The organism is Novosphingobium sp. PhB57 (genome assembly GCF_004342985.1).
In the GTDB taxonomy this organism is placed as follows: domain Bacteria; phylum Pseudomonadota; class Alphaproteobacteria; order Sphingomonadales; family Sphingomonadaceae; genus Novosphingobium.
Genome location: NZ_SMBO01000001.1, coordinates 1391375 through 1413049, shown reverse-complemented (window position 1 = coordinate 1413049; position 21675 = coordinate 1391375). Strand labels below are relative to the sequence as shown.

Here is a 21675-nt window from a genome sequence, read left to right as displayed (position 1 = left end):
GGCGCGATTACCCGTCGTCATGACGGGCAGCCTGGCGGGTCGGTCGAAGTCCTCGCGAAAGCGAATACAGGAATTTGCGTAGAATGATCGGATTGGAAATGGGTCGCAGCACTGAAGCTCGCCGTGCGCCGCAGCTTGCCGTAGTGCTCCTGGGGACCACGATCCTCGCGGGCGCCCCCGGCATTGCCCTTGCGCAGAATGCACCTGCCCCCGCCGCTCCCGTCTCGGCTCCCGCTCAGGCCCCCGCCGAAGTCGGCGAAACGATCCAGACGATTCAGGTTACCGGCGCCGAACGCCTCGAAGCGCAGACCGTACTTTCGTACATCCAGCTGCGCGTCGGCCAGCAATATACCAAGTCCGCCGGCGACGCCGCGCTCAAGGACCTCTACGGAACCGAGCTGTTTTCGGACGTGCAGGTCAACAACGACAAGGGCGTCGTGACCATCACGGTCAAGGAAAACCCGGTCATCAACCGCATCATCCTTGAAGGCAACAAGCGCATCAAGGACGACAAGATCCTGCCCGAGATCAAGGTCTCTCCGCGCCAGATCTTCACCCGTTCCAAGATCCGCGCCGACGTGGCCCGCATCATCGAACTCTACAAGCGCCAGGGCCGTTACGCCGCGACTGTCGAGCCGAAGATGGTCATGCTCGACCAGAACCGCGTCGACATCGTCTTCGAGATCACCGAGGGCGACAAGTCCAAGGTGCGCCAGATCAACATCCTGGGCAACGAGCAGTTCTCCGACGGCGAACTGCGCAGCCAGATGGTGACCAAGCAGGCCCGCTTCACGCGCCTGTTCAGCTCGGGCACCAGCTACGATCCCGATCGCATGGCCTTCGACCAGCAGAAGCTGCGCCAGTTCTACCTGACGCAGGGTTATGCCGATTTCCGCGTCGTCTCGGCCGTGGCCGAACTGACGCCGGACAAGAAGGACTTCATCATCACGTACGTGGTGGAGGAAGGTAAGCGGTACAAGTTCGGCGACGTGAAGGTCGAGAGCCAGCTGCGCGATTTCGATGGCGACAAGCTGGCCAAGAACCTCGCGCTCCACAAGGGCGACTGGTACAACGCCAAGCTCGTCGAAGACACGATCGAGGGCCTGAACGACACCGCCGGCGCCTTTGGCTATGCCTTTGCCGACGTGCGCCCGCAGTACGATCGCGACAAGGAAAACCTCACCATGGGGCTGACCTTCGTGATCCAGGAGGCGCCGCGCGTCTATGTCGAGAAGATCGACATCAACGGCAATACCCTGACTCAGGACAAGGTGATCCGCCGCGAATTCCGTCTTGCGGAAGGCGACGCCTTCAACTCGCTGCAGGTCAAGCGTTCGACCAACCGCATCAAGTCGCTCGGCTACTTCCAGGAGAAGTTCGAAGTCGAGCAGAAGCCTGGTACGGCCGAGGATCGCATTATCCTCGAAGCCAACGTCGAGGAAAAGCCGACTGGCGAACTCCAGCTCTCGGCCGGTTTCTCCAGCCTTGAGCGCTTCATCTTCCAGGCTTCGATCCGCCAGCGCAACTTCCGCGGCCGCGGTCAGACGGTGGGCCTGTCGGGCAGCTATTCGTCCTACTCGAAGTCGGTCGAAGCCAGCTTCGTAGAGCCGTACCTGTTCGACAAGAACGTGTCGCTGGGCGTCGATATCTATCGCCGCGATTACAACAGCTTCAATTACACGAATTCGGACCGCAACACGACCTACCAGCAGTCGACCACGGGCTTCCAGGTTCGTGCCGGTGTGCCGCTGACCGAATACCTGACCGCCATCGGCCGCTACACGCTCAACTACGATGATGTGTCGCTGGACAAGGGTACGTACTACTCGGTCGATTCCAACGGTAACTACGCCTGCGACCCGCTGCGTGCCGGCCGTTATCTCTGCGATGCGATCGGCAAGCGTCTCAGCTCGATCCTCGGCATGTCGGTGGTTTACGACAACCTCGACAACCGCCAGCGTCCGACCCGCGGTGAAACCATCTCGGCCAACGTCGACGTGGCGGGCCTCGGCGGCGACGTGAAGTACTACCGCCTGCGTGCCAATGCGGCGAAGTACTGGCCGCTCGGCAAGGGCTTCATCTTCTCGATCCAGAGCGAAGGCGGCCTGATCAAGGGCTGGGGCGGAGACGATGTCCGCCTGACCGACCGTTTCTATCTGGGTGAGCCCCAGATCCGCGGCTTCGGCATTCGCGGCGTCGGACCGCGCGTCGTGCGTCAGTACCTTACGGCAGACAGTAACGGGAACTATACCGTTAAGGGCGAGGATTCGGACGACGCTCTCGGCGGCAAGTATTACTACATGAACCGCGCAGAACTCGAGATTCCTTTGGGCTCGGGCGCACGCGAAATGGGTCTGCGCCCTTCCATCTTTGTGGACGCCGGTGCGGTCTGGGCCATCAAGTCGCCGACTTTGAGCGACTGTGAGAAGGGCTGCTTTATTGGGTCGCGTGATTCGAGCGGTAACCAGCTTTATACCGAGACGGCTTCCGACGGCACGACATCGACTACGACCAGTAAGACCAATTCGGTCACAGGTGACGCGAACACGGCCATCGGGACCACCAGCTACTTCACCGAAACCTTCGAGGGTAATACCTGGAAGCCGCGCGTTGCCATCGGTTTCGGCGTGAACTGGAACTCGCCCTTCGGGCCGTTCCGTATCGATATCTCCAAGGCGCTGCTCAAGTATGACGGCGACAATACCAAGACCTTCACTTTCAACGTGGGAACTCAATTCTGATGAACATGCTTCTCAAGTCCGCCGCTCTGGCCTCGGGCCTGGCGTTTGTCGCTCTGGCCCAGCCCGCGCTCGCGCAGGCTGTGCCCGCGTCGAAGGTGGCCGTGGTCGATCTCGACCGCGTTGCGCGTGAGTGCAACGCCTGCAAGACTGCCAACCAGTCGCTGCAGCAGCAGATCCAGGCTTTCGAGGCACGCCGCAACCAGCTGCAGACCTCGCTCCAGCCTGAAGCCCAGGGCCTCGAAACCGCCGTCAAGGCGCTGAACGGCAAGCAGCCCGACGCCGCGCTGCAGACCCGCATCCAGGCCTACCAGCAGAAGGAACAGCAGGCCGGCCAGGAACTGCAGGGCCAGCAGCAGCAGATCCAGCGCAACCAGGCCTATGTCGGCCAGCAGATCCAGGCGCAGCTGCAGAACCTCTACAAGCCCGCCATGCAGAAGCGCGGCGCCAACATGCTGGTCGAAATGGGCCAGACGCTGGCCTACGATCCCGGCCTGGACGTGACCACCGACGTGCTGACCGCGCTTAACGGCGCGCTCACCTCGATCAACACCACGGCTCCGGCGCAGCAGCAGCAGCAGCCTGCTCCCGCGGCCTCGGGCCGCTAAGGGCAGCGGCGGGTAAGGCGATGAGCGAGCCGACCGAGTTCGTCTACGACACCGCGAAGATCCTCGCGGCTCTGCCGCATCGCTACCCGATGCTGCTGGTCGACCGCGTGGTCTCGTTCGACGAGAACGAGATCCATGCGGTCAAGGCCGTGAGCTTCAACGAGGACTTCTTCCAGGGCCACTTCCCCGGCCGTCCGATCATGCCCGGCGTGCTTCAGATCGAAGCGCTGGCGCAGGCGGCCGGCATCCTCGCGATCGAAGCACTCGGGCTCGCCGGAACCGGCAAGCTGGTCTACTTCATGGCGATCGAGGAAGCGAAGTTCCGCAATCCCGTGACGCCGGGCAACCTGCTCGACCTGCGGGCCGGCTTCGTGCAGAAGCGCTCGCGCGTCTGCAAGTTCTGGGGCAAGGCCTCGATCGGCGAGAAGGTGACCTGCGAAGTGAACTTCACCGCCATGATCGCCGACGCCTGACGGGAAGGGGAGGGCCAGCCTTCCCCTTGACCCTTGCATTTTCGGGGGCGTCCGTGTAAGGGCGCCGCTTTCCGAAGCAGGCCGGTCGGAACCGGCCATATGCGAAGAGAGATACGACATGAAGGCCGATACGCATCCCGACTACCACATGATCACCGTCCAGATGACCGACGGCAGCACTTTCCAGACCCGCTCGACCTGGGGCTCGGAAGGCGACACGCTGGTCCTCGACATCGATCCCACGTCGCACCCGGCCTGGACCGGCGGCAAGGCCCAGCTGCAGGACGGCGGCCGTGTTGCCCAGTTCAACAAGCGTTTCGGCGGTCTTTCGCTCAAGAAAAACTGAGCGCAGACAGCTTCGAACACAAAGAAGGCGGTCCTTTCGGGCCGCCTTTTTTGTTGTCCGATTCAGGTTTATCCGATTCGCGCGGCAGCGTGTCGGAGGCGTCCTGGTCAGGTCTCGAAGCCGAAATCCATGAGATCGAGCCAGTCCAGCCGCTCGGCGGGGACGGGGCGGAGGAACTCCATTCCGGCGGCATCCCCGCGCACCCAGCGGACGATTGCCTGCAGCGCGGGCGCGCCGGTTTCCAGTCGGATCGAAACGAATGCGCCTGGGCGCAGCCAGTCCGCGTCGCCCCGAACGCTGCAACCATGGGCCGAGACGTCGGCGAGTTGGACCGATGCGGAGCCGCCGCGGGCCGATTCCAGCGTGGCATCGTAGCAAGTGACGTGCCGGTGTTCGCGGCGCCGGTCGTCGCGAGCCCGCGCGGGGCTGGGCATGAGCCTTGCGAGCGATGCGTTCACTGTGCGATGTCCTTGGCGTACCGTTGAAAATTCGGAGCCAATTTCCGTCAATACCGTTAACGGACAGTCACCGTGGGGCGATCGGAACCAAAATCTCCGGCCGGTCCTGATGGAATGAGGCAGATGCCGGTTTGCCGGCTTGCAGATGGAGAAGCGCAATGAACCGTAACTTCCGTATCCTGACCGCCTGTGGCGCCGCACTCGTGGCCAGTGCCGCTCTCGCCGGACAGGTGCAGGCTCAGGACACCGCAGCGGCTGCGCCGATGGTTCACGCCGATGTCATCGGCCTGGACGGCAAGCCGATGGGGACTGTCATGCTTCAGGACACGGCGGGCGGCGTGCTCGTCACCACCGATCTCAAGGGGATTCCTGCCGGCGACCATGGCTTCCACTTCCACGAGAAGGGCGTGTGCGAACCGGCGCAGAAGTTCACCACGGCCGGTGGTCACTTCACGGGCGGCGACCACAAGCACGGCCTGATGGTCATGGGCGGTCCGCATGGCGGCGACATGCCGAACCAGCACGTCGGCGCGGACGGCGTGCTGAAGGCGCAGGTTCTGAATACCGGGGTGACGCTGGCCGCAGGCGCCAAGTCACTGGCCGATGCGGATGGTTCGGCGCTGGTCATCCACGCCGATCCCGACGACTATACCAGCCAGCCTGCCGGCAACGCCGGTGGCCGCATTGCCTGCGCGGTGATCAGCGCTCCGAAGTGATCCTGGCGAGCGGGGCGCGCTCGCTGGGCTGCTCCCCGCTCAGCCCCAGGGCTTTTCCCGGTACCACTGGGTGATGACGTACTTGTAGCCCTTGCGCACCTTCATCGCGTGATGGAGCGTGGCGGCATTGAGCGTACCGTCGGCGCGGCGGTTGTTCCAGGCGATCAGCTTCCCGCGCTCGGGCTGGATGAGCTTGTCGATCACCTTGAACCGCGTGGCGCCGCCGGCCTCAACATCGTTGAGGTAGACCATGAAGGTCCAGGTCCGCTGGCCCGCGACCGAACAGTATTTGTCGTAGTCGCTGTTGTTGGGCTCAAAGTAGTCGGTATGTGCCTTGAATTCCTGGCCCACCTCGTAGCGCTGGCCCTGGAGCGGCTCCGCGTGGGCGATGTCGATACCCGACAACTGCGCCAGCTTGTCCGCCAGAGCTGCCACGGCGGGATCCTCGGGTGAAAGATCACAGGTCGAACTGGTGCGGAAGGCATCGTCACCGTTGTAGTTGGCGATCGTTGAGGGCCGATGCTGCGCCTCGATCATGGCAAGCAGGGCGTCGCATTCCTCCCCGGACAGGAACGCGCGCAGGACGAAAAGGTCCAGCCGCGATGAGGGGAAGCGCTGCACGCCATGGCGCGAGAGCAGGATGTCAGCAGATGATTCGCCGGGAGACTTCATGCTGCACCCTTAGCGGGCCGCTCCGGGCGAGAAAATTGCATGAGTTTCGGCCTGATCCAATTTTTTGCTTTGCAAGAGGGCAAACCTTGTGCAAAGGGCGCCCTCCGCAACGGTCGCTGCAAAGCGAAACGGAGCGGACTTCGGAAGACGCGTCGTTTCAAACCGCGTTTGCCGTGTGGCGATTGTAGCTCAGTTGGTTAGAGCGCCGGTTTGTGGTACCGGAGGTCGTGGGTTCGAACCCCATCAATCGCCCCATTTCTCCTTCTTCTATCGCCATATGGATCAAATGCCGGGTGAAATTCCCGATGCTTTGACGTAGGCCACTTGCTCCTTTCCCTGCGGACGATAGAACGCCTTCGACCATGCACGGCCTTGCCAATCCCGCCCGGTTCCTGCGCATCGCCCGATGGCTGATGCCGCTTTGCATGGGCATCGGATTCGCCGTGGCGTTCGGGGCTCTGGGGTGGGGCCTGTTCTTCGGCCCGGCAGAGCGTCTGCAAGGCGAAACCGTTCGCATCGTCTATCTCCATGTCCCGGCCGCCTGGCTCGGCATGGCGGGATGGATGGGAATTGCGGCCGCCAGCTTTACCGAACTCGTCTGGCGCCACCCGCTCGCGGGCATAGCCGCGCGTGCCTGCGCAGTGCCCGGGGCGGTGTTTACCGCGGTCTGCCTGATCACCGGATCGCTCTGGGGACGGCCGGCCTGGGGCACCTGGTGGGTCTGGGATGGCCGGTTGACCAGCATGCTGGTGCTGCTTTTCCTCTACTTCGGCTGGATGGCGCTTTCGCAGGCGAGCGAGGCCGCCGACGGCAGCCAGAACCGCGCACCCGCGATCTTCGGCCTGGTGGGCGCCGTGAACATTCCGATCATTCACTACTCGGTCATCTGGTGGAACAGCCAGCACCAGGCACCCAGCATCAGCCTGGGCAAGTCGGCGATGGCCGGCGATTTCCTCTGGCCGCTGCTTCTGGCAATGCTGGGTTTCACACTGCTTTTCGCAGGCTGCGTCCTGGCGCGGATGCGCGCGATCCTGGCAAACCAGCAAGCCGAAGCCCGCTTGCGGCGCAAGGCCCTGAGCGAGGCCTGGTGACAGTCATGCCGGATAAGAGGAACTGATGCGCGAGGCGATGGACCCCTGGATCTTCGTGGCCGCGGCCTATGTGGTGGGGATCGGTGCGACCGTGACGATGGCGGCATGGTCGCTGCTGTCGATGCGTCGTGCAGAGAAGCGCCGCGACGATGCGAGGAAGCGCTGAGCATGGCGCAGACGGCCAATGTCCGCCCTGGCGGGATCAAGGCGAAGCACCAGAGGCTGGTCCTCCTGGCCGTGGCGCTGGCCGTTCTCGTCGGCGCTGCCTTGCTGGCGGCCTGGGCCCTGCGCAACCAGGCCAGCTATTTCTACGTACCGGCCGAGATCGTGGCGAAACCGCCCGAGCCCGGCCGCGCCGTGCGGCTGGGCGGGATGGTCGCGCAAGGCTCCCTGAAGACCGAGGCTGACGGCGTGACAATCGCCTTTGTCGTGGAAGACGGGAAAGCGCGCGTTCCGGTGCGCTTCAAAGGGATCGTCCCTTCGCTCTTCGTGGAAGGCTCCGGCGTCGTGGCCGAAGGGCATCTGGATTCCGGCGGCACGTTCCAGGCGGACAATCTCCTGGCCAAGCATGATGAGAACTATGTGCCGCGCGAAATGAAGGACATGAGCAGGGAACAGGCCGAGCAAGTGATGCGCGAGACGAAATGAGCGACGCGCGATGATAGCCGAACTCGGACTTGCCGCCCTCTGGATGGCCGCGGCGCTGGCCGGCCTGCAATTGTTGGCAGGCATATTGGCATTGACCGGGCGCGGCGCCTCGCTGGGCGGGATCGTGCGGCCGGTGGCGGCGGTGCAGGGCGTCCTGGCGCTGATCGCCTTCCTCTGCCTGATCGCCGTCTTCGCGACGACGGATCTTTCCGTGAAGCTGGTGGCGATGAACTCGCACTCGCTGAAGCCGCTGATCTTCAAGGTGGCGGGAACCTGGGGCAATCACGAAGGCTCGATGCTGCTCTGGGTCATGGTGATGAGCTTGGCCGGTGGTTTCGTCGCGCTCGTGGAACGGCGGCTGCCGGAGCCGACCATGCTGGCGACCCTGGCCGGACAGGCCTTTGTCAGCTTGGGCTTCTATGCCTTCCTGCTGATCGCCTCCAACCCGTTCGACCGCCTTTCCCCGGTCCCGGAGGAAGGCAATGGGCTCAATCCCCTGCTGCAGGATCTTGGGCTCGCGTTCCATCCGCCCACGCTCTACCTCGGTTATGTCGGTCTTTCGGTGGCCTTCAGCTTCGCCATCGGCGCGCTGGTCACGCGGCAGGTCGGCCCGGCTTTCGCCCGTGCCATGCGCCCCTGGGTGCTGGGCGCCTGGATTTTCCTGACGCTGGGCATCACGGCCGGCTCCTACTGGGCTTATTACGAGCTGGGCTGGGGCGGCTGGTGGTTCTGGGACCCGGTGGAAAATGCTTCCCTGATGCCCTGGCTGGCGGCGACGGCGCTGCTCCATTCGGTAAGCGTGCTGGCATCCCGCGATGCGCTGAGGGCCTGGACGGTGATGCTGGGCGTGGTGGCCTTCTCGATGTCGATGATCGGCACGTTCCTCGTGCGCTCCGGCATTCTCACCAGCGTACACGCTTTTGCTGTGGACCCGCAGCGCGGTTCTTTCATTCTCGCTCTGCTGGCGATCAATATCGGCGGCGCCCTGACGCTCTTCGCGCTGCGGGCCGGGACCGTCACCGAAGGCGAGCGTTTCGCTCTCGTCAGCCGCGAGGGCGCGCTGGTGTTCAACAACGTCATGCTCTCGGCGATCCTGGGCATCGTCCTGTTCGGTACGCTCTACCCGCTGGTGGCTGAGACGATGGGCGCTAAAGTCTCCGTCGGACCGCCCTATTTCAATCCGATGGGCGCGCTTTTCGCGGTGCCGATGCTGGTGATCCTGGCCGTCGGCCCCATGCTGCGCTGGCGGCGCGATTCGTTCGCCCGGGTCGGCCGGTCGCTGGTCATTCCGGCGATGCTGGTGGCGGCGGGCATCATCGCCATGGTGGTGGTCGGCGGCGTCGGCCTTCTGCCCACGCTCGGCTTTGCGCTGGCGCTGGGGCTTGGCTGGGCGAGCGTGCTGCCGCTCAAGGGCCGCAACTTGCGCCGCACGCCTCTGCCGATCTGGGGTATGGTTCTCGCGCACTTCGGGATTGCCGTCTCGCTGTTCGGGATGAGCTGCGAGAGCGCATTTTCGGTCGAGAAGCTGGTGGCGGTGAAAGCCGGCGACGCGACGGCCGTGGGGCCGTGGCAGATCAAGCTGGACGCGGTGGAGCCCATGGCAGGTCCGAACTGGACCGCTCTCGAAGCCCGGCTGCTGGTGCGTTATGGCGACTACGGGAAGGTTACGCAGCTCGACCCGCAATCGCGCAGTTTCTGGGCGCCGCCGCAGCAGACCAGCGAATCGGCGCTGCTCACCCGCTGGAATGGCCAGCTTTACGCGGTGCTCGGCGGCGAGGCGGATGACGGCCGCTGGCAGCTGCGCCTGTGGTGGAAGCCTTTCGTGCCGCTGATCTGGCTGGGCGGGGTGCTCATCGCCCTGGGCGGCTTGCTGGCTCTGCTCGGCCGCGTTGCCAGCGACTTGCGCCGCATTTTCGCGCGCGAGAAGATCGCCTATCGCCGGGGCCGCATGGCCGATCTGCAGCGCGCGCAGGAGGGCGAGGAGCCATGAGCCCGCCTGTGCGAACCAAGGCGCCTGCCTGGGCGATCTGGTTGCCGCTGGGGCTGTTCCTGGCTTTCGCGGCGTTGGTCACGATCGGCCTCCTCCGGCCGGCGGACCGGACGGTCGCCAGCACCCTGATCGGCAAGCCGATGCCGGCGTTCGCGCTGCCGCCCGCCCTGCCTGACCGACCTGGCCTGGGCAGCGCCGACATCGCCACCGGCAAGCCGCATCTCGTCAATATCTTCGCCTCGTGGTGCATTCCCTGCCGGGTCGAGGCACCGCAATTGCGCGCTCTGGCCGGAGCGGGGGTGCCGATAGTGGGGATTTCGGTGCGCGACAGCACCGAGGCGCTGACCGGTTTTCTCAAGGAAAACGGCGATCCCTATCAACGGATCGGCGCGGACGACGATGGCAAGGTGCAATTGGCGCTGGGCTCGTCCGGCGTGCCCGAAACCTATGTGATCGATGGGCGGGGCGTCATCCGCTACCAGCACATCGGTGAGATCCGCCCCGAGCATGTCGCGATGATCCTGGCAAAGCTGCAGGAGGCGTCGCAGTGACGCGGCGCCCGGCAGCCTTGTCCCTGACGGCCCTGTCCCTGGCGATGGCGCTCTGGCTGACCGTGCCCGCGGCCGCGCAGGAAGAGCAAACCACGGCGCCATTCGCTTATCGCCAGCTGGATGATCCCGCCAAGGAACAGCAGGCGCAGGCGCTGATGGAAACGCTGCGCTGCCTGCAATGCCAGGGCCAGTCGATTGCTGATTCGGATGCGCCCATCGCCGGGTCCATGCGCTCGCTGGTGCGCGAGCGAATCGCTGCCGGCGAACAGCCCGAGGCGATTCGCGGCTGGCTGATCGAGCGCTATGGCGACTACGTCAGTTATGCGCCGCAGCTTACCTCGCTGACCTGGCCGCTGTTCGCCTTGCCGGTCGTGCTGATCGGGCTGGCCGCGCTGCTCCTGCGGAAGCGTTTTCGCCGGGGAGAAGCGCGATGACCTGGGTTTTTGTCGCCTTGCTGGCCATCCTGTCCTTCCTGGCCATCGTCTTCCTGTTCAAGGCGCCGAAAGGCGGCCGAGAGGCGGTGGCGGCGGCACTGATGCTGGGGGCGGCAGGCTATGCCGCCCAGGGGCGGCCCGGCGAAGCCGGAGCGCCCAAGGAAGCCACGGACGCGCAGAATCCGGAAGCTGGCCAATTCTTCGTGGAGGCCCGTGCCCGCTTGCGCGACCAGGGCATCCCCACCAGCAACCATTGGGTCATCATTTCCGACGGGCTGGCCCGCAATGGCCATTATGCCGACGCCGCGCAGCTCCTGCGCGGGGCTATCGAGGACGATCCCAAGGATTCCGAAGCCTGGCTGGCGCTGGGCAACGTCCTTGTCGCCCATTCGGAAGGCGTGCTGACGCCGCCCGCGCTTTATGCCTACCGGCGGGCCGTCAAGGCCGATCCGAAGGCGCCCGGGCCGCCTTATTTCCTGGGGCTGGCCATGGCTCAGTCCGGTCAATTGACGCAGGCGCGGGCATTATGGGCCGATCTGCTGAAGACGGCGCCGAAGAATGCGGACTGGCGGGTGTCAGTGGCGCAGCAGCTTCAGCGGCTCGATGTCTTCATCGCCAGCCAATCGCCCTCGGCCGTACAGGCGGAGGAGCAGACCGGGCAGGCACCGGATGCCAAAGGTCAAGATGCTCAGGCTCAAGAACCTCAGGCCCAGGAATCCGGGCCTGAACCCATGAAAGAGCGGACGCCGCCATCGCGGAATCCCCAGCCCATGCCGCCGCGTCGATGAACCTTCAACTAACGGTCGTTGCTAGGCTCCGATCATGCTGCTAACGGCGGGCGCTTGTTGCGGGGGTGAAATGCCGACGCGGCAAAGCCATTACGGGGCGCTGGAATGAGTGATGCAAGTTCGGACACGGCTGTCGTTCCGACGGTGATCGATCCGGCGACGGGGCATAAAGCCCCCGCCGCGGGTGGACATGGTTCCGGCAACATAACCAAGCTCGCGCTCGGTGCCGTGGGCGTCGTCTTCGGCGACATCGGCACCAGCCCGCTTTACGCCTTCCGGGAAACCTTCGTCGGCCCGCACCCGCTGGCGATCGACGAACTGCACGTTCTCGGCGTGGTCAGCCTGATTTTCTGGTCGATGACGCTGGTCGTGTCGGTCCAGTACGTCGGCATCCTGATGCGCGCGGACAACAAGGGGCAGGGCGGCAGCCTGGCGCTCGTGGCGCTGATCTCGGGCGCGATCCGCAAGTCGCGCTACGGTTCGCTGGTGGTCCTGCTGGGCGTCTTCGCGACCTCATTGTTCTACGGCGACTCGATGATTACCCCCGCCGTTTCGGTGTTGTCCGCGGTCGAGGGCCTCACCGTCGTCGAATCGCGACTGGCGCCGCTGGTGCTGCCGATCGCGCTGGTGCTGCTGATCGCACTGTTCGTGATCCAGAAGAGCGGAACCGCCAAAGTCGGCGCGCTCTTCGCGCCGGTGATGATCGTCTATTTCGCCGTGCTCGCCATTCTCGGCATCTACCATCTCGTGCAGATGCCGTCAGTGCTGGTGGCGCTGAACCCGTGGTACGCCATCCAGTTCTTCATGACCGACAAGGTCCTGGGCTTCCTGGCTCTGGGCTCGGTCGTGCTGGCCGTGACCGGCGCGGAAGCGCTCTATTCCGACATGGGCCATTTCGGCCGCGGCCCGCTGCGCCTGTCGTGGTTCGGGGTCGTCATGCCCTGCCTGCTGATCAACTACTTCGGCCAGGCGGCGATGATCCTCGGGCTCGACGATTCGGCCGCGGCAGAGGCGATGAAGAACCCATTCTTCAACCTCGCGCCCGAAAACCTGCGCCTGCCGCTGGTGATCCTGGCCACTTGCGCCACCTTCATCGCCAGCCAGGCGGTGATTTCGGGCGCCTTCTCGATCACTCACCAGGCTATGCAGCTCGGCTTCATCCCGCGTCTCTCCACTCGCCACACCAGCGAGCACGAGGTGGGCCAGATCTACATTCCCTTCGTCAACTGGGCGTTGATGACCGGCGTGATCGTGCTGGTCCTGGTGTTCCAGAACTCGTCGAACCTCGCCTCGGCCTACGGCATCGCGGTGACCGGCGCGATGCTGATCGACACCTGCCTCATGGCGGTGCTGCTGATCGTGCTCTGGCGCTGGAAGCTGTGGATGGCGATCCCGGTGATCGTCACCTTCTTCGTCGTCGACGGCGCCTATTTCGCGGCGAATGCCACCAAGGTGCCGGACGGCGGCTGGTTCCCCCTGCTGATCGGCGGCATCGCCTTCACCCTGCTGACGACCTGGAACAAGGGTCGCCGCCTCATGCGCGTTCGCATGACCGAGGCCGCCTTGCCGCTCAACGTCTTCGCCAAGAGCGCGCATGGCTCGGCGGCGCGGGTGCCGGGCACGGCGATCTTCATGGCATCGAGCAATGCCGGGGTGCCTTCGGCCCTGCTGCACAACATCAAGCACAACAAGGTGCTGCACGAGCGCGTGGTGGTGCTGACGGTCGAAGTTCAGGACGTGCCCTATGTCGAGCCGGCCGAACGCTATTCGGTCACCGACCTGGGGCAGGGCTTCTATCGCATGACGCTGCGTTACGGCTTCATGGAAGAGACCGACATTCCGGCCGCGCTCGCGCATTCCGAGATGTGCGGCGGCCCGTTCGAGATGATGAAGACCAGCTTCTTCCTCTCGCGCCAGACCCTGGTTCCCTCGGCCAAGCCCGGCATGGCGATCTGGCGCGAAAAGCTGTTCGCCTGGATGATGCGCAATGCGGCCAGCGCGATGGAGTTCTTCCGCTTGCCCACCAACCGCGTGGTCGAACTGGGCAGCCAGCTGGAAATCTGAGCCATGCAGGCACGGGCGGCATCCTTGCGGCCCTGTTGACGGTATTTGTCATCAGTTTCAAACACAACGGTCTGATAGGACGCAACTTTACTTCTCCAACAAGGGGGTGAGATGCGTTCCTGTTACCTCTCGGCCGGTGCGGCCCTGATCCTTCCGGCGCTGGCGCTGTCCTCGGGCGCGAAAGCGGCGACTTGCGACGAGACGTTCGCCAAGGCCGGCTCCATTCTCAGCGGCATGCGCTTCACGGCCACGGTGACCGTTCCCGACCTGACACCGGCCAGCGCCATCGGGCAGATGCGGGGAATCGTCGCGGCCAAGGGCTACGACGTGATCGTCGCCGAGCCGGAAGACGGATCCATGCTGATCGAGCAGCCGCAGACCGGCAAGGCGCGCGCCTTCCCGATCACGATCACTGCCACCAATGCCGGCGGGCAGGGCACCGTGCAGATGGAAGCGAAGCTGCGCGGGGGGCAGACGGTGCCGGCAGAGGCGGCCAAGACCGAGATGTGCGAGATGCTCGGCGGCCTCAAGGGCGGCAAGGCCGGTCTGGCGGCGGCCAGCAGCGGCATGAAGGCCGTCAGCACCGCGCCGCCGCTCGAAATGGACGCGCTCTCGCTGTCGCAGCAGATCTCGAAGGATACCGAACGCAATGCCGCGGCCATTCCGCTGCGCTATGAAAACAAGAGCTTCATCATCAAGGGCATGGTGGGCGAGATCGCCAAGGATCGGGGCGACTATATCGTCACCTACAAGATCCCCCAGCCTTACGAGCAGGCCATCCGCCTGCCGGGCCAGGCGGCATTCAAGACCGATATCGCCTGTGTCATGGCCAAAGGGCAGGCCGCGTTCACCCTGCAGCTCAAGCCCGGCAAGACCATTCGCATGAGCGGGGTCTACGACAATTTCAGCCCCACCGACCACATCCTCCTGTTGAAGGACTGTCGCTCGGTCGGCTGACGGGGGGCGGCGGCCTTGCCGCTGCCCCCCCCGCTTCGCTCAGTCGTGCGGCGGGTTCTCGATCACTTCTTCCTTCGCAGCCTCGCCCATGCCGTGCTTGAGCACCATGGGCAGCTGCGAGAACGTGAAGACGAACGACAGCACGGTGAAGCCCCAGAGCTTGGCCTGGAGCCAGGTGTCGAAGCTGACGGTGAAGACCAGCGCGGTGTTGAGCACGGCTAGGAGCAGGAAGAACCAGGCCCAGTTGCGCGAAAGCTTCATCCAGCCTTCCTCGTTCAATCCCTCGAACGCGGATTGCAGGAGGTATTTCAGCATGGGCTTGCCGCGCATGAGGCCGAAGAACAGCACGCCCGCGAACATCAGGTAGACGGCGGTGGGCTTGATCTGGATCCAGAAGGCATCGTGGAACACCACGGTGAGCGCGCCGAAGCCGACGATCAGCACCGTGGTCAGCCAGAGCATCGGCGAGATGTGGCCGAGGCGCCATTTCGAAATGCCCAGCGCAATCACGGTGGCGACCATGAAGGCCACGGTGCCCTTGATCACGGCGGAAACCGTGCCGATGGTGTCTCCCTCGCCGGTCGGCGAGAAATGGCGATAGGCCAGGAAGAAGACGAGCAGCGGGCCGAAATCGACGACGAGATTGACCCAGGAACTCTTGGGTTTCTCGGCAGGCGTGGTCTGGCTGTTCATCAGGCGATCCCGGCGATGACCCGCGCGAGCAGATCCGGGTTGAAGGGGCGCAAGTCGTCGATCTTCTCGCCGACGCCGATGGCGTGGATAGGCAGGCCGTACTGCTCGGCCGCCGCGACGAGGACGCCGCCGCGGGCCGTGCCGTCCAGCTTGGTCATGATGAGGCCGGATACGCCCGCCACTTCCTTGAAGATCTCGATCTGCGAAAGCGCGTTCTGGCCGTTGGTGGCGTCGAGCACGAGCACCACGTCGTGCGGCGCCTCGGGGTTGAGGCGGCCCAGCACGCGGCGGATCTTGGACAGTTCGTCCATCAGTTCGCGCTTGTTCTGCAGGCGGCCGGCGGTGTCGACGATGAGGGCGTCGATGCCCTGGTCGGTCGCGGCCTTCACCGCATCGAAGACGATGGAGGCCGGGTCGCCGCCCTCGGGGCCTTTGATGAGCGGAACGCCCAGACGGTCGGCCCAGACGCCGAGCTGGCCGATCGCGGCGGCGCGGAACGTGTCGCCCGCCGCCAGCATGACCGAGTAGTCCTGCTCCTGGAACAAGTGCGCCAGCTTGGCGATCGTGGTGGTCTTGCCCGAGCCGTTGACGCCGATCACCAGGATCACCTGCGGGCGGGGGAAGGCCACGACGTCGAGCGGCTTGGCGACCGGGCGCAGAATTTCCGCGATCTCGCGGGCGACCACTTCCATGATCGCGCGTTCGTCCGCGTCCCGCTCGAAGCGTTCCTCGGCCAGGCGGGCGCGGATGCGGGCGGCGGCGCGGGGGCCGAGGTCCGACATGATCAGCGCGTCTTCCAGAGCGTCGAGCTGGGCATCGTCCAGCTTGGATTTGCCGACGATGCCGGAAAGGTTCTCGCTCAGGCGTTCCGAGGTCTTGCGGAAGCCGCCGAACAGGCGGTCGGACCAGTCGCGGTCAGCCTGCTGGCCATCGGTACTCATGATTCCAGTATTCCTTCGACTACCCTTGCGGGCGTAACGCGGATTAGCGTGCCGGGCTGCACATGGTCGGGCAGGCGCCCAGGGAGACGTACCGGCGCGAAGTTTTCCGCATGGCCTTTCGCGCCTCTTTCGGCAAGCACGGATAGCGGCTGGCCGATGAGCCCCGTGAGCCAGTTCGCCCTGGTTCCGGCGATCTTCTCGCGCAGTTCGCCTGCGCGGGACCGGATCGTGGCGGCCTCCACTTGCGGCATGCGCGCCGCCGGGGTGCCGGGCCGCTGCGAATAGGGGAAGACGTGGCCGTGGACGACCTGCAGTTCCTCGATGATCGAGAGATTGGCGGCATGGGCTTCCTCGTCCTCGGTCGGGAAGCCGGCGATGAGATCGGCGCCGATGGCGATTTCGGGGCGGCGCGCGCGCAGGCCGGAGACCAGTTCCAGCGCATCGGCACGGCTGTGGCGGCGCTTCATGCGCTTCAGGATCAGGTCGTGGCCGTGCTGGAGCGAGAGATGGACATGCGGCATGACCCGCGGCTCGCTGGCCAGCAGCGCGAACAGCGTCTCGTCCACTTCGGCGCCGTCGATCGAGGACAGGCGCAGGCGGGGCAGGCCGGGGAAGCGGGCGAGGATCGCTTCGCAGAGCGTGCCGAGGCGGGGCGATCCGGGAAGATCGCCGCCCCAGGAGGTGAGGTCCACGCCGGTCAGCACGATCTCGTTGACGCCGGCGTCGGTGTGGACGGCCAGGTCGTGGAGGACTTCGGCCACGGTGCGTGAGCGGCTGGGCCCGCGGCCTTGCGGGATCACGCAGAAAGTGCAGGCGTGGTCGCAGCCGTTCTGGACCTGCACGAAACCGCGCGTATAGGCGCGCCGCGCGGTCAGGCCGGGGGAAGGCGCAATAGGCGCTGGCGGGACGTTCCAGGCGCGCGGATCGAGCTTGGCGGTGTTGGCGACGATGCCGTCGACTTCGGGCATGGCGGCCAGCATCGCGCGTTCCACTTCAGCCGCGCAGCCGGTGACGATCAGGCGCGCGTCCGGGTGGGCCTTGCGGGCGCGGCGGATCGCCTGACGCGTCTGGCGCACGGCTTCCGCCGTCACGGCGCAGGAATTGACGACCACCAGGCCTTCCGGCTGATCCTCGGCCCCGCGCAGCAAGCCGCGCAGCGTTTCGCTCTCGGAAATGTTGAGGCGGCAGCCGAGCGAATGGACTTCGACAGTCAATCTGGGATCCCGTAGTCCGCCGTTTCGAACGAGCCGCGGAACGATTCGGTGGCCGGGCCGGTCATGACGATTTCGTCGTCCGCCCGCCATTCGATGGCCAGCGGGCCGCCGGGAAGGGTGACGGTGACCTTGCGGTCGACCAGGCCGCGCCGCATGGCGCCGATGGCGGTGGCGCAGGCGCCCGTGCCGCAAGCGCGTGTCAGTCCGGCGCCGCGCTCCCAGACGCGCAGGGTGATGGCGTCGCGCGCCGTCACGGCTGCGACGTTCACGTTGATGCGCTCGGGAAACAGCGGATCGTTTTCGATCAGGGGTCCGAGCCGGGCCATGTCGATGCCGTAGGGATCGTCGACGAAGAAGATGACGTGCGGATTGCCGACATTGACGGCGATGGGATTGACGAGTTCCTCCCAGGCCACCGGCAGGCTGCGCGTGTCCATCGGATAGCCAAGCGGGATCGCGTTCCAGTCGAAGCGGGGCTTGCCCATCTCGACGCTGATGCCGCTGCCCCTGGGCGTGGTGGAGACGATGCCGCCCAGCGTTTCCACGGTGGCCGGCCGGCCGTGCAGCAGGCCCACCGCGCGGGTGGCATTGCCGCAGGCTTCCACTTCGCTGCCGTCGCCATTGAAGATGCGCATGCGGAAGTCGCCGCGATCGGAAGGCGTGAGGACAATGAGCTGGTCACAGCCGATGCCGGTATGGCGATCGGCGAGCGCGGCGGCGAGCGCAGCGTTCACGACCGGCAGCGCGGCGGTGCGTCCATCGAGCACGACGAAGTCGTTGCCCAGTCCATGCATCTTGGTGAAGTCGATCCGCATGGCGGGCGATTTATGCGCTGCGGGGCGCGAGGTCCAGAAAAAGCCGCGAGGCGCTCGCTTCAGGCCAGACGGGCCTGCGGATCCGGCGCGGCGCCGGCGGCCCGCTGCTCGTCCATGCGTGCGGCTTCGATGCGGCGGCGCAAGGCGGCAAGATCGCTGACGGCTTCGGCATCGGCCACGATCTCCATGCCTTCCAGCCACTCGGCCAGATGCTCGGCGGGACGCGGCTTGCCGTAGAGATAGCCCTGGCCCTTGATGCGATCGTATTGCTGGAGGTGGGACAGGACTTCGCTGGTCTCAATCCCCTCGGCCGTGACGGGCAGGTCGAGACCCTTGCCGAGCAGGGCGATGGCGTGGACGATGGCCATGCTGTCCTTGTTCTCGGCGAGGCCCGATATGAAGCTGCGATCGATCTTGATGCGGTCGAACGGCAGGCTGCGCAGCATTGCCAGCGAATTGAACCCCGTGCCGAAATCGTCGAGGCTCACCTTGATCCCCTGGTTCTTCAGGCTGGCGATCAGCGTGCGGACTTGGGTGAGGTTCTGGTGAAGGCACGATTCGGTGATCTCTATCTCCAGCCGATGGGGCGGGAAACTGGCCTCCACCAAAAGCTTCAGCAGCTTCTGGGCGAACCAGGGGTCGCGCATCTGCAGGGGCGAGATATTGACCGAAAGCGTCAGCCGGGCGTCCCAGCCCCGCGCATCGTCCAGGGCGCGGGCGATGAGCTGTTCGGAGAGTTCGGCAATGGCGCCGATATCCTCGGCCACGGGAATGAAGATGTCCGGCGCGACGATCCCGAACAGCGGCGAGTTCCAGCGCGCCAGCATCTCGAAGCCGGTCAGCTCGCCGGTCTGGAGATCGATCTGCTGCTCGTAGAAGGGCACGAATTCGCCATTGGCGATGCCCTGGCGAATGCCGAACTCCAGATCGCTGCGGAAGCGCATCTCTTCGGCCATGGCCGTTTCGAACCAGTAGAAGCTGTTCCGGCCCTGGCGCTTGGCGTGATACATGGCGATATCCGCCATCTCGAGCAGAGCCTGCGCATCGGGCCCCGGCGCCCGCTCGCCGGAAGGGGCGGAGCGGGGAGCATCCGAACGGGGAATATCCGAACGGGCCAGGCCGATCGAGGCCGTCACGTCGATCGGGGTGGAATTGACCGAGACGCTCTGGCCGATGGCCTCGACCAGCGAGGCGGCGATGCGGTCGATCCGCTCGACCCGGCTCCGGTCGAACTCCACGGCGACCGCGAATTCGTCTCCGCCGATGCGGCTGATCAGGGCGCGGTCCGGCAGGCATCCGGAAATGCGGCGCGCGCATTCCTGGAGCAGGCGGTCGCCGGTGTTGTGGCCGTTGTAGTCGTTGACCTGCTTGAAATTGTCGAGGTCGATCATCGCCAGCATCACTGCCCGGTCGCGCAGCGCGGCCTCGCGGATCAGGGCGTCCACCGCGCGGTGGAAGCTGCGGCGATTGAGGAAGCCGGTGAGGGGATCGGTTTCCGCCAGGTGGCGGGCGTGCCGTTCGGCGCGCTTGCGCTGCTGGATTTCCTCGCAGAGCTGGCGATAGCGGCTCCATCCGAAGATGATGATGGCGACGTTGAGGAGGAAGGCGTTGACCAGGAACCGGTCGGGCGCAGGGCCTTGTCCGGTCAGCGACTTCACGACCGAAGGACCGATCGCCGCGCCGGTGGCGAGAAACAGCAGGATCGCGGCCGTGACGATACCCAGCGCGACGATGTCCACCGGGCGATTGGCCTCGTTATCCGGGCCTTCGTTCGCCGCTTCGGTCGCCTCGCCAACCACGGCGTATCGTGTGGCCTCCGTTTCCGTCACTCCAGTTACCCCCTGCTTGAACCCCGGTGAGTTCCTTAGCGCAGTGGACTGAAATATTGGTTAAATCGGTGAGGCAGCGGTGCTCCCGGGATCGCCCGGGAGCACCGATCGATCACATCTTGAGGCCGATTTCGCGCAGGCGCTCCTGCAGGTAGTCGTCCGCCGTGATGCTCAGCGGATAGCGGTCGGGGTTCTCTTGCGTGATGCACTGGTCGAGCGTCTTGAACGGGAAGTCGCTGCGCAAGTGCAGGAAGAAGGGCATCGAATAGCGGCTGTGCGCCGCGCGGTCGCCCTCGGGATTGCGCACGCGGTGCGTGGTCGAGGGGAGGACGTGGTTGGTCAGGCGCTGGAGCATGTCGCCGATGTTGATGACGACCGCGCCCTCGGGCGGGGCGACCGACAGCCACTCGCCGTTCTTGCCCAGCAGTTCCAGGCCGGCTTCCTGCGCGCCGAGAAGAAGGGTGATGAGGTTGATGTCCTCATGCGCGCCCGCGCGGATGGCGCCGCCCGCGCCTTGCGCCACGGGGGGATAGTGCAGCAGGCGCAGCACCGAGTTGCCGTCCTCGATCGCAGGATCGAACCAGCGGGCGTCGAGACCGAGGTAGACGGCGATCGCCGAAAGGATTTCCGCACCGGCCTTGTCGAACTGGGCATAGAGTTCGGTGAAGGTCTCCTGGAAGCCTTCGACTTCGCCGGGCCAGATATTGGGCGGCATCGAGGCGGCGAGGGGCGAGCCGGCCGGCAGGTCGCGGCCGATGTGCCAGAACTCCTTGAGGTCCTTTTCGGTGGCGCCCTTGGCCACTTCGGTGCGGAACGGCGTATAGCCGCGCGCGCCGCCCTGGCCGGGGATGAAGTGGCTGCGCTTCACGTCGTCTGACAGGGCGAAGAAAGCGGCGGTCATCTCCCAGGCGCGGTCGATCAGGGCCTGGTCGATGCCGTGGTCGCGGACCATGGCGAAACCGAAAGTGCGGAAGCTCTCGCCGATGCGCTGCGAGAATTCGGCGCGGTCGTCTGCGAGGCTGAGGACGGGAATCTGGGCAAGGTTCATCATGGTCTTCCAACAGGATCGGCGGCCCGTGGTAAGCGGGCGGTGACCGGCGCCTCCAGCGGAAGGCCGAATCACCGATGTTGTTTCCGTCGATTGAATCGCTATGCCGCCCCCATAGAAGCTTCCGTCCCAAATCGAAAATCGAAAGGCGATTCATGGCAAAGCGCTACTGGCTGATGAAGTCCGAACCGGATGCCTACGGCTGGGACGATCTGGTCGCGGAAGGTGAGGGCACCTGGGACGGCGTGCGCAACCACCGCGCCGCGGGCAACTTGCGCGCCATGGAAGTGGGGGACGAGGCTTTCTTCTACCATTCGAACATCGGCAAGGAGATCGTGGGCATCGTCACGATCAGCCAGTCCGGCCTCACCGATCCGTCCGATCCGGAGGGCAAATGGGCGGCGGTGAAAGTGAAGCCTGTGCGCAAGGTGGCGCGTCCGGTCACGCTCAAGCAGATCAAGGCCGATCCCAGGCTGGCCGACATGGAAATGATCCGGCTGTCGCGCCTTTCGGTGGCGGAAGTGACGCCGGAGGACTGGAAATACATCCTGACCCTGGCCGGCGGATAAGGCAGGCGAAGAGATTCGTCGCCGCAGCGGAA

General features: G+C 65.2%; 23 protein-coding genes and 1 tRNA gene. 16 read left to right on the top strand and 8 right to left on the bottom strand.

Annotation, left to right across the window (positions count from 1 at the left end):
• Nucleotides 1-98 precede the first annotated feature (98 nt).
• The 4 genes from bamA to rpmE all read left to right on the top strand — a co-directional run bounded on the left by bamA (nt 99) and on the right by rpmE (nt 4165).
• A complete protein-coding gene (bamA, locus tag EDF58_RS06410) occupies nt 99-2741 on the top strand; it encodes an outer membrane protein assembly factor BamA (protein ID WP_243654100.1) in 2643 nt (880 codons plus the stop codon).
• The gene (locus tag EDF58_RS06405; RefSeq protein ID WP_132263603.1) at nt 2741-3346 is read left to right on the top strand and encodes an OmpH family outer membrane protein; all 606 of its coding nucleotides are present in this window, start codon (nt 2741-2743) and stop codon (nt 3344-3346) included. Before bamA ends, EDF58_RS06405 begins: the two co-directional genes overlap by 1 nt.
• 20 nt (nt 3347-3366) lie before the next feature.
• Nucleotides 3367-3819: a 3-hydroxyacyl-ACP dehydratase FabZ gene (gene fabZ / locus EDF58_RS06400; RefSeq protein WP_132263601.1), complete on the top strand. Its 453-nt coding sequence runs from the start codon at nt 3367-3369 to the stop codon at nt 3817-3819.
• Between the two features lie 118 nt (nt 3820-3937).
• Nucleotides 3938-4165, top strand: coding sequence for a 50S ribosomal protein L31 (gene rpmE / locus EDF58_RS06395; RefSeq protein ID WP_021235635.1), 228 nt, complete (start codon nt 3938-3940; stop codon nt 4163-4165).
• A gap of 107 nt (nt 4166-4272) precedes the next feature.
• On the opposite strand, the gene EDF58_RS06390 is transcribed toward rpmE, so the two are convergent.
• On the bottom strand, nt 4273-4623 hold the full coding sequence (locus EDF58_RS06390; RefSeq protein WP_132263598.1) for a PilZ domain-containing protein: 351 nt from the start codon (nt 4621-4623) through the stop codon (nt 4273-4275).
• 158 nt (nt 4624-4781) lie between these two features.
• Between EDF58_RS06390 and EDF58_RS06385 the strand changes: the two genes are divergently transcribed.
• Nucleotides 4782-5339, top strand: a complete 558-nt coding sequence (locus EDF58_RS06385; protein ID WP_132263596.1) for a superoxide dismutase family protein — start codon at nt 4782-4784, stop codon at nt 5337-5339.
• A 39-nt stretch (nt 5340-5378) separates the two neighbouring features.
• On the opposite strand, the gene EDF58_RS06380 is transcribed toward EDF58_RS06385, so the two are convergent.
• Nucleotides 5379-6011, bottom strand: coding sequence for a 2OG-Fe(II) oxygenase (locus EDF58_RS06380; RefSeq protein WP_132263594.1), 633 nt, complete (start codon nt 6009-6011; stop codon nt 5379-5381).
• A gap of 178 nt (nt 6012-6189) precedes the next feature.
• Between EDF58_RS06380 and EDF58_RS06375 the strand changes: the two genes are divergently transcribed.
• From EDF58_RS06375 to EDF58_RS06335, 10 genes are all read left to right on the top strand, one after another.
• Nucleotides 6190-6266 (top strand) — tRNA-His (locus EDF58_RS06375).
• Between the two features lie 107 nt (nt 6267-6373).
• On the top strand, nt 6374-7102 hold the full coding sequence (gene ccmC, locus EDF58_RS06370; RefSeq protein ID WP_132263592.1) for a heme ABC transporter permease CcmC: 729 nt from the start codon (nt 6374-6376) through the stop codon (nt 7100-7102).
• 25 nt (nt 7103-7127) lie between these two features.
• Entirely contained in the window at nt 7128-7268 is a 141-nt protein-coding gene (locus EDF58_RS25800; RefSeq protein ID WP_165921337.1) for a hypothetical protein, read from the top strand.
• A 2-nt stretch (nt 7269-7270) separates the two neighbouring features.
• A complete protein-coding gene (gene ccmE, locus EDF58_RS06365; RefSeq protein ID WP_132263590.1) occupies nt 7271-7750 on the top strand; it encodes a cytochrome c maturation protein CcmE in 480 nt (159 codons plus the stop codon).
• A gap of 10 nt (nt 7751-7760) precedes the next feature.
• On the top strand, nt 7761-9740 hold the full coding sequence (locus EDF58_RS06360; RefSeq protein ID WP_132263588.1) for a heme lyase CcmF/NrfE family subunit: 1980 nt from the start codon (nt 7761-7763) through the stop codon (nt 9738-9740).
• Complete coding sequence (locus EDF58_RS06355; RefSeq protein ID WP_132263586.1) at nt 9737-10291, top strand: DsbE family thiol:disulfide interchange protein; 555 nt, start codon at nt 9737-9739, stop codon at nt 10289-10291. Before EDF58_RS06360 ends, EDF58_RS06355 begins: the two co-directional genes overlap by 4 nt.
• Before the next feature lie 44 nt (nt 10292-10335).
• Entirely contained in the window at nt 10336-10725 is a 390-nt protein-coding gene (locus EDF58_RS06350; protein WP_132264192.1) for a cytochrome c-type biogenesis protein, read from the top strand.
• Nucleotides 10722-11513, top strand: a complete 792-nt coding sequence (locus EDF58_RS06345) for a tetratricopeptide repeat protein (RefSeq protein WP_132263584.1) — start codon at nt 10722-10724, stop codon at nt 11511-11513. Before EDF58_RS06350 ends, EDF58_RS06345 begins: the two co-directional genes overlap by 4 nt.
• A 105-nt stretch (nt 11514-11618) precedes the next feature.
• Nucleotides 11619-13577 (top strand): potassium transporter Kup, encoded by a 1959-nt coding sequence (locus EDF58_RS06340; protein WP_132263582.1) that lies wholly within the window; start codon nt 11619-11621, stop codon nt 13575-13577.
• Nucleotides 13578-13688: 111 nt separating this feature from the next.
• Complete coding sequence (locus EDF58_RS06335; RefSeq protein ID WP_132263580.1) at nt 13689-14534, top strand: hypothetical protein; 846 nt, start codon at nt 13689-13691, stop codon at nt 14532-14534.
• 39 nt (nt 14535-14573) lie between these two features.
• Here the strand turns inward: EDF58_RS06335 and EDF58_RS06330 are convergent, their stop codons facing one another.
• From EDF58_RS06330 to EDF58_RS06305, 6 genes are all read right to left on the bottom strand, one after another.
• Nucleotides 14574-15227, bottom strand: coding sequence for an inner membrane-spanning protein YciB (locus tag EDF58_RS06330; RefSeq protein ID WP_132263578.1), 654 nt, complete (start codon nt 15225-15227; stop codon nt 14574-14576).
• Nucleotides 15227-16168, bottom strand: a complete 942-nt coding sequence (gene ftsY, locus EDF58_RS06325; protein WP_132263576.1) for a signal recognition particle-docking protein FtsY — start codon at nt 16166-16168, stop codon at nt 15227-15229. Before ftsY ends, EDF58_RS06330 begins: the two co-directional genes overlap by 1 nt.
• On the bottom strand, nt 16165-17382 hold the full coding sequence (locus tag EDF58_RS06320; protein WP_132263574.1) for a MiaB/RimO family radical SAM methylthiotransferase: 1218 nt from the start codon (nt 17380-17382) through the stop codon (nt 16165-16167). Before EDF58_RS06320 ends, ftsY begins: the two co-directional genes overlap by 4 nt.
• Nucleotides 17379-18197 carry a diaminopimelate epimerase gene (dapF, locus tag EDF58_RS06315; protein ID WP_132263572.1) on the bottom strand — a complete coding sequence of 273 codons (819 nt, stop codon included), beginning with the start codon at nt 18195-18197 and terminating at the stop codon, nt 17379-17381. The genes EDF58_RS06320 and dapF overlap by 4 nt, the downstream gene beginning before the upstream one ends.
• A gap of 59 nt (nt 18198-18256) precedes the next feature.
• Nucleotides 18257-20026: an EAL domain-containing protein gene (locus tag EDF58_RS06310; RefSeq protein ID WP_243654099.1), complete on the bottom strand. Its 1770-nt coding sequence runs from the start codon at nt 20024-20026 to the stop codon at nt 18257-18259.
• 112 nt (nt 20027-20138) lie between these two features.
• Nucleotides 20139-21074 (bottom strand): 2-oxoglutarate and iron-dependent oxygenase domain-containing protein, encoded by a 936-nt coding sequence (locus tag EDF58_RS06305; RefSeq protein WP_132263570.1) that lies wholly within the window; start codon nt 21072-21074, stop codon nt 20139-20141.
• Between the two features lie 155 nt (nt 21075-21229).
• Between EDF58_RS06305 and EDF58_RS06300 the strand changes: the two genes are divergently transcribed.
• Nucleotides 21230-21643, top strand: coding sequence for an EVE domain-containing protein (locus EDF58_RS06300; protein ID WP_132263568.1), 414 nt, complete (start codon nt 21230-21232; stop codon nt 21641-21643).
• Nucleotides 21644-21675: the final 32 nt, after the last annotated feature.

Bases quoted from the DNA above. Each gene is read 5' to 3' on its own strand.
- EDF58_RS06360 (WP_132263588.1), top strand. From the start codon at position 7,761: ATGATAGCCGAACTCGGACTTGCCGCCCTCTGGATGGCCGCGGCGCTG.
- bamA (WP_243654100.1), top strand. From the start codon at position 99: ATGGGTCGCAGCACTGAAGCTCGCCGTGCGCCGCAGCTTGCCGTAGTG.
- dapF (WP_132263572.1), bottom strand. From the start codon at position 18,197: ATGCGGATCGACTTCACCAAGATGCATGGACTGGGCAACGACTTCGTC.
- EDF58_RS06380 (WP_132263594.1), bottom strand. From the start codon at position 6,011: ATGAAGTCTCCCGGCGAATCATCTGCTGACATCCTGCTCTCGCGCCAT.
- EDF58_RS06405 (WP_132263603.1), top strand. From the start codon at position 2,741: ATGAACATGCTTCTCAAGTCCGCCGCTCTGGCCTCGGGCCTGGCGTTT.
- EDF58_RS06300 (WP_132263568.1), top strand. From the start codon at position 21,230: ATGGCAAAGCGCTACTGGCTGATGAAGTCCGAACCGGATGCCTACGGC.
- ccmE (WP_132263590.1), top strand. From the start codon at position 7,271: ATGGCGCAGACGGCCAATGTCCGCCCTGGCGGGATCAAGGCGAAGCAC.
- EDF58_RS06340 (WP_132263582.1), top strand. From the start codon at position 11,619: ATGAGTGATGCAAGTTCGGACACGGCTGTCGTTCCGACGGTGATCGAT.
- EDF58_RS06350 (WP_132264192.1), top strand. From the start codon at position 10,336: ATGGCGCTCTGGCTGACCGTGCCCGCGGCCGCGCAGGAAGAGCAAACC.
- rpmE (WP_021235635.1), top strand. From the start codon at position 3,938: ATGAAGGCCGATACGCATCCCGACTACCACATGATCACCGTCCAGATG.
- ftsY (WP_132263576.1), bottom strand. From the start codon at position 16,168: ATGAGTACCGATGGCCAGCAGGCTGACCGCGACTGGTCCGACCGCCTG.
- EDF58_RS06385 (WP_132263596.1), top strand. From the start codon at position 4,782: ATGAACCGTAACTTCCGTATCCTGACCGCCTGTGGCGCCGCACTCGTG.
- EDF58_RS06355 (WP_132263586.1), top strand. From the start codon at position 9,737: ATGAGCCCGCCTGTGCGAACCAAGGCGCCTGCCTGGGCGATCTGGTTG.
- fabZ (WP_132263601.1), top strand. From the start codon at position 3,367: ATGAGCGAGCCGACCGAGTTCGTCTACGACACCGCGAAGATCCTCGCG.
- ccmC (WP_132263592.1), top strand. From the start codon at position 6,374: ATGCACGGCCTTGCCAATCCCGCCCGGTTCCTGCGCATCGCCCGATGG.
- EDF58_RS06335 (WP_132263580.1), top strand. From the start codon at position 13,689: ATGCGTTCCTGTTACCTCTCGGCCGGTGCGGCCCTGATCCTTCCGGCG.
- EDF58_RS06305 (WP_132263570.1), bottom strand. From the start codon at position 21,074: ATGAACCTTGCCCAGATTCCCGTCCTCAGCCTCGCAGACGACCGCGCC.
- EDF58_RS06330 (WP_132263578.1), bottom strand. From the start codon at position 15,227: ATGAACAGCCAGACCACGCCTGCCGAGAAACCCAAGAGTTCCTGGGTC.
- EDF58_RS06345 (WP_132263584.1), top strand. From the start codon at position 10,722: ATGACCTGGGTTTTTGTCGCCTTGCTGGCCATCCTGTCCTTCCTGGCC.
- EDF58_RS25800 (WP_165921337.1), top strand. From the start codon at position 7,128: ATGCGCGAGGCGATGGACCCCTGGATCTTCGTGGCCGCGGCCTATGTG.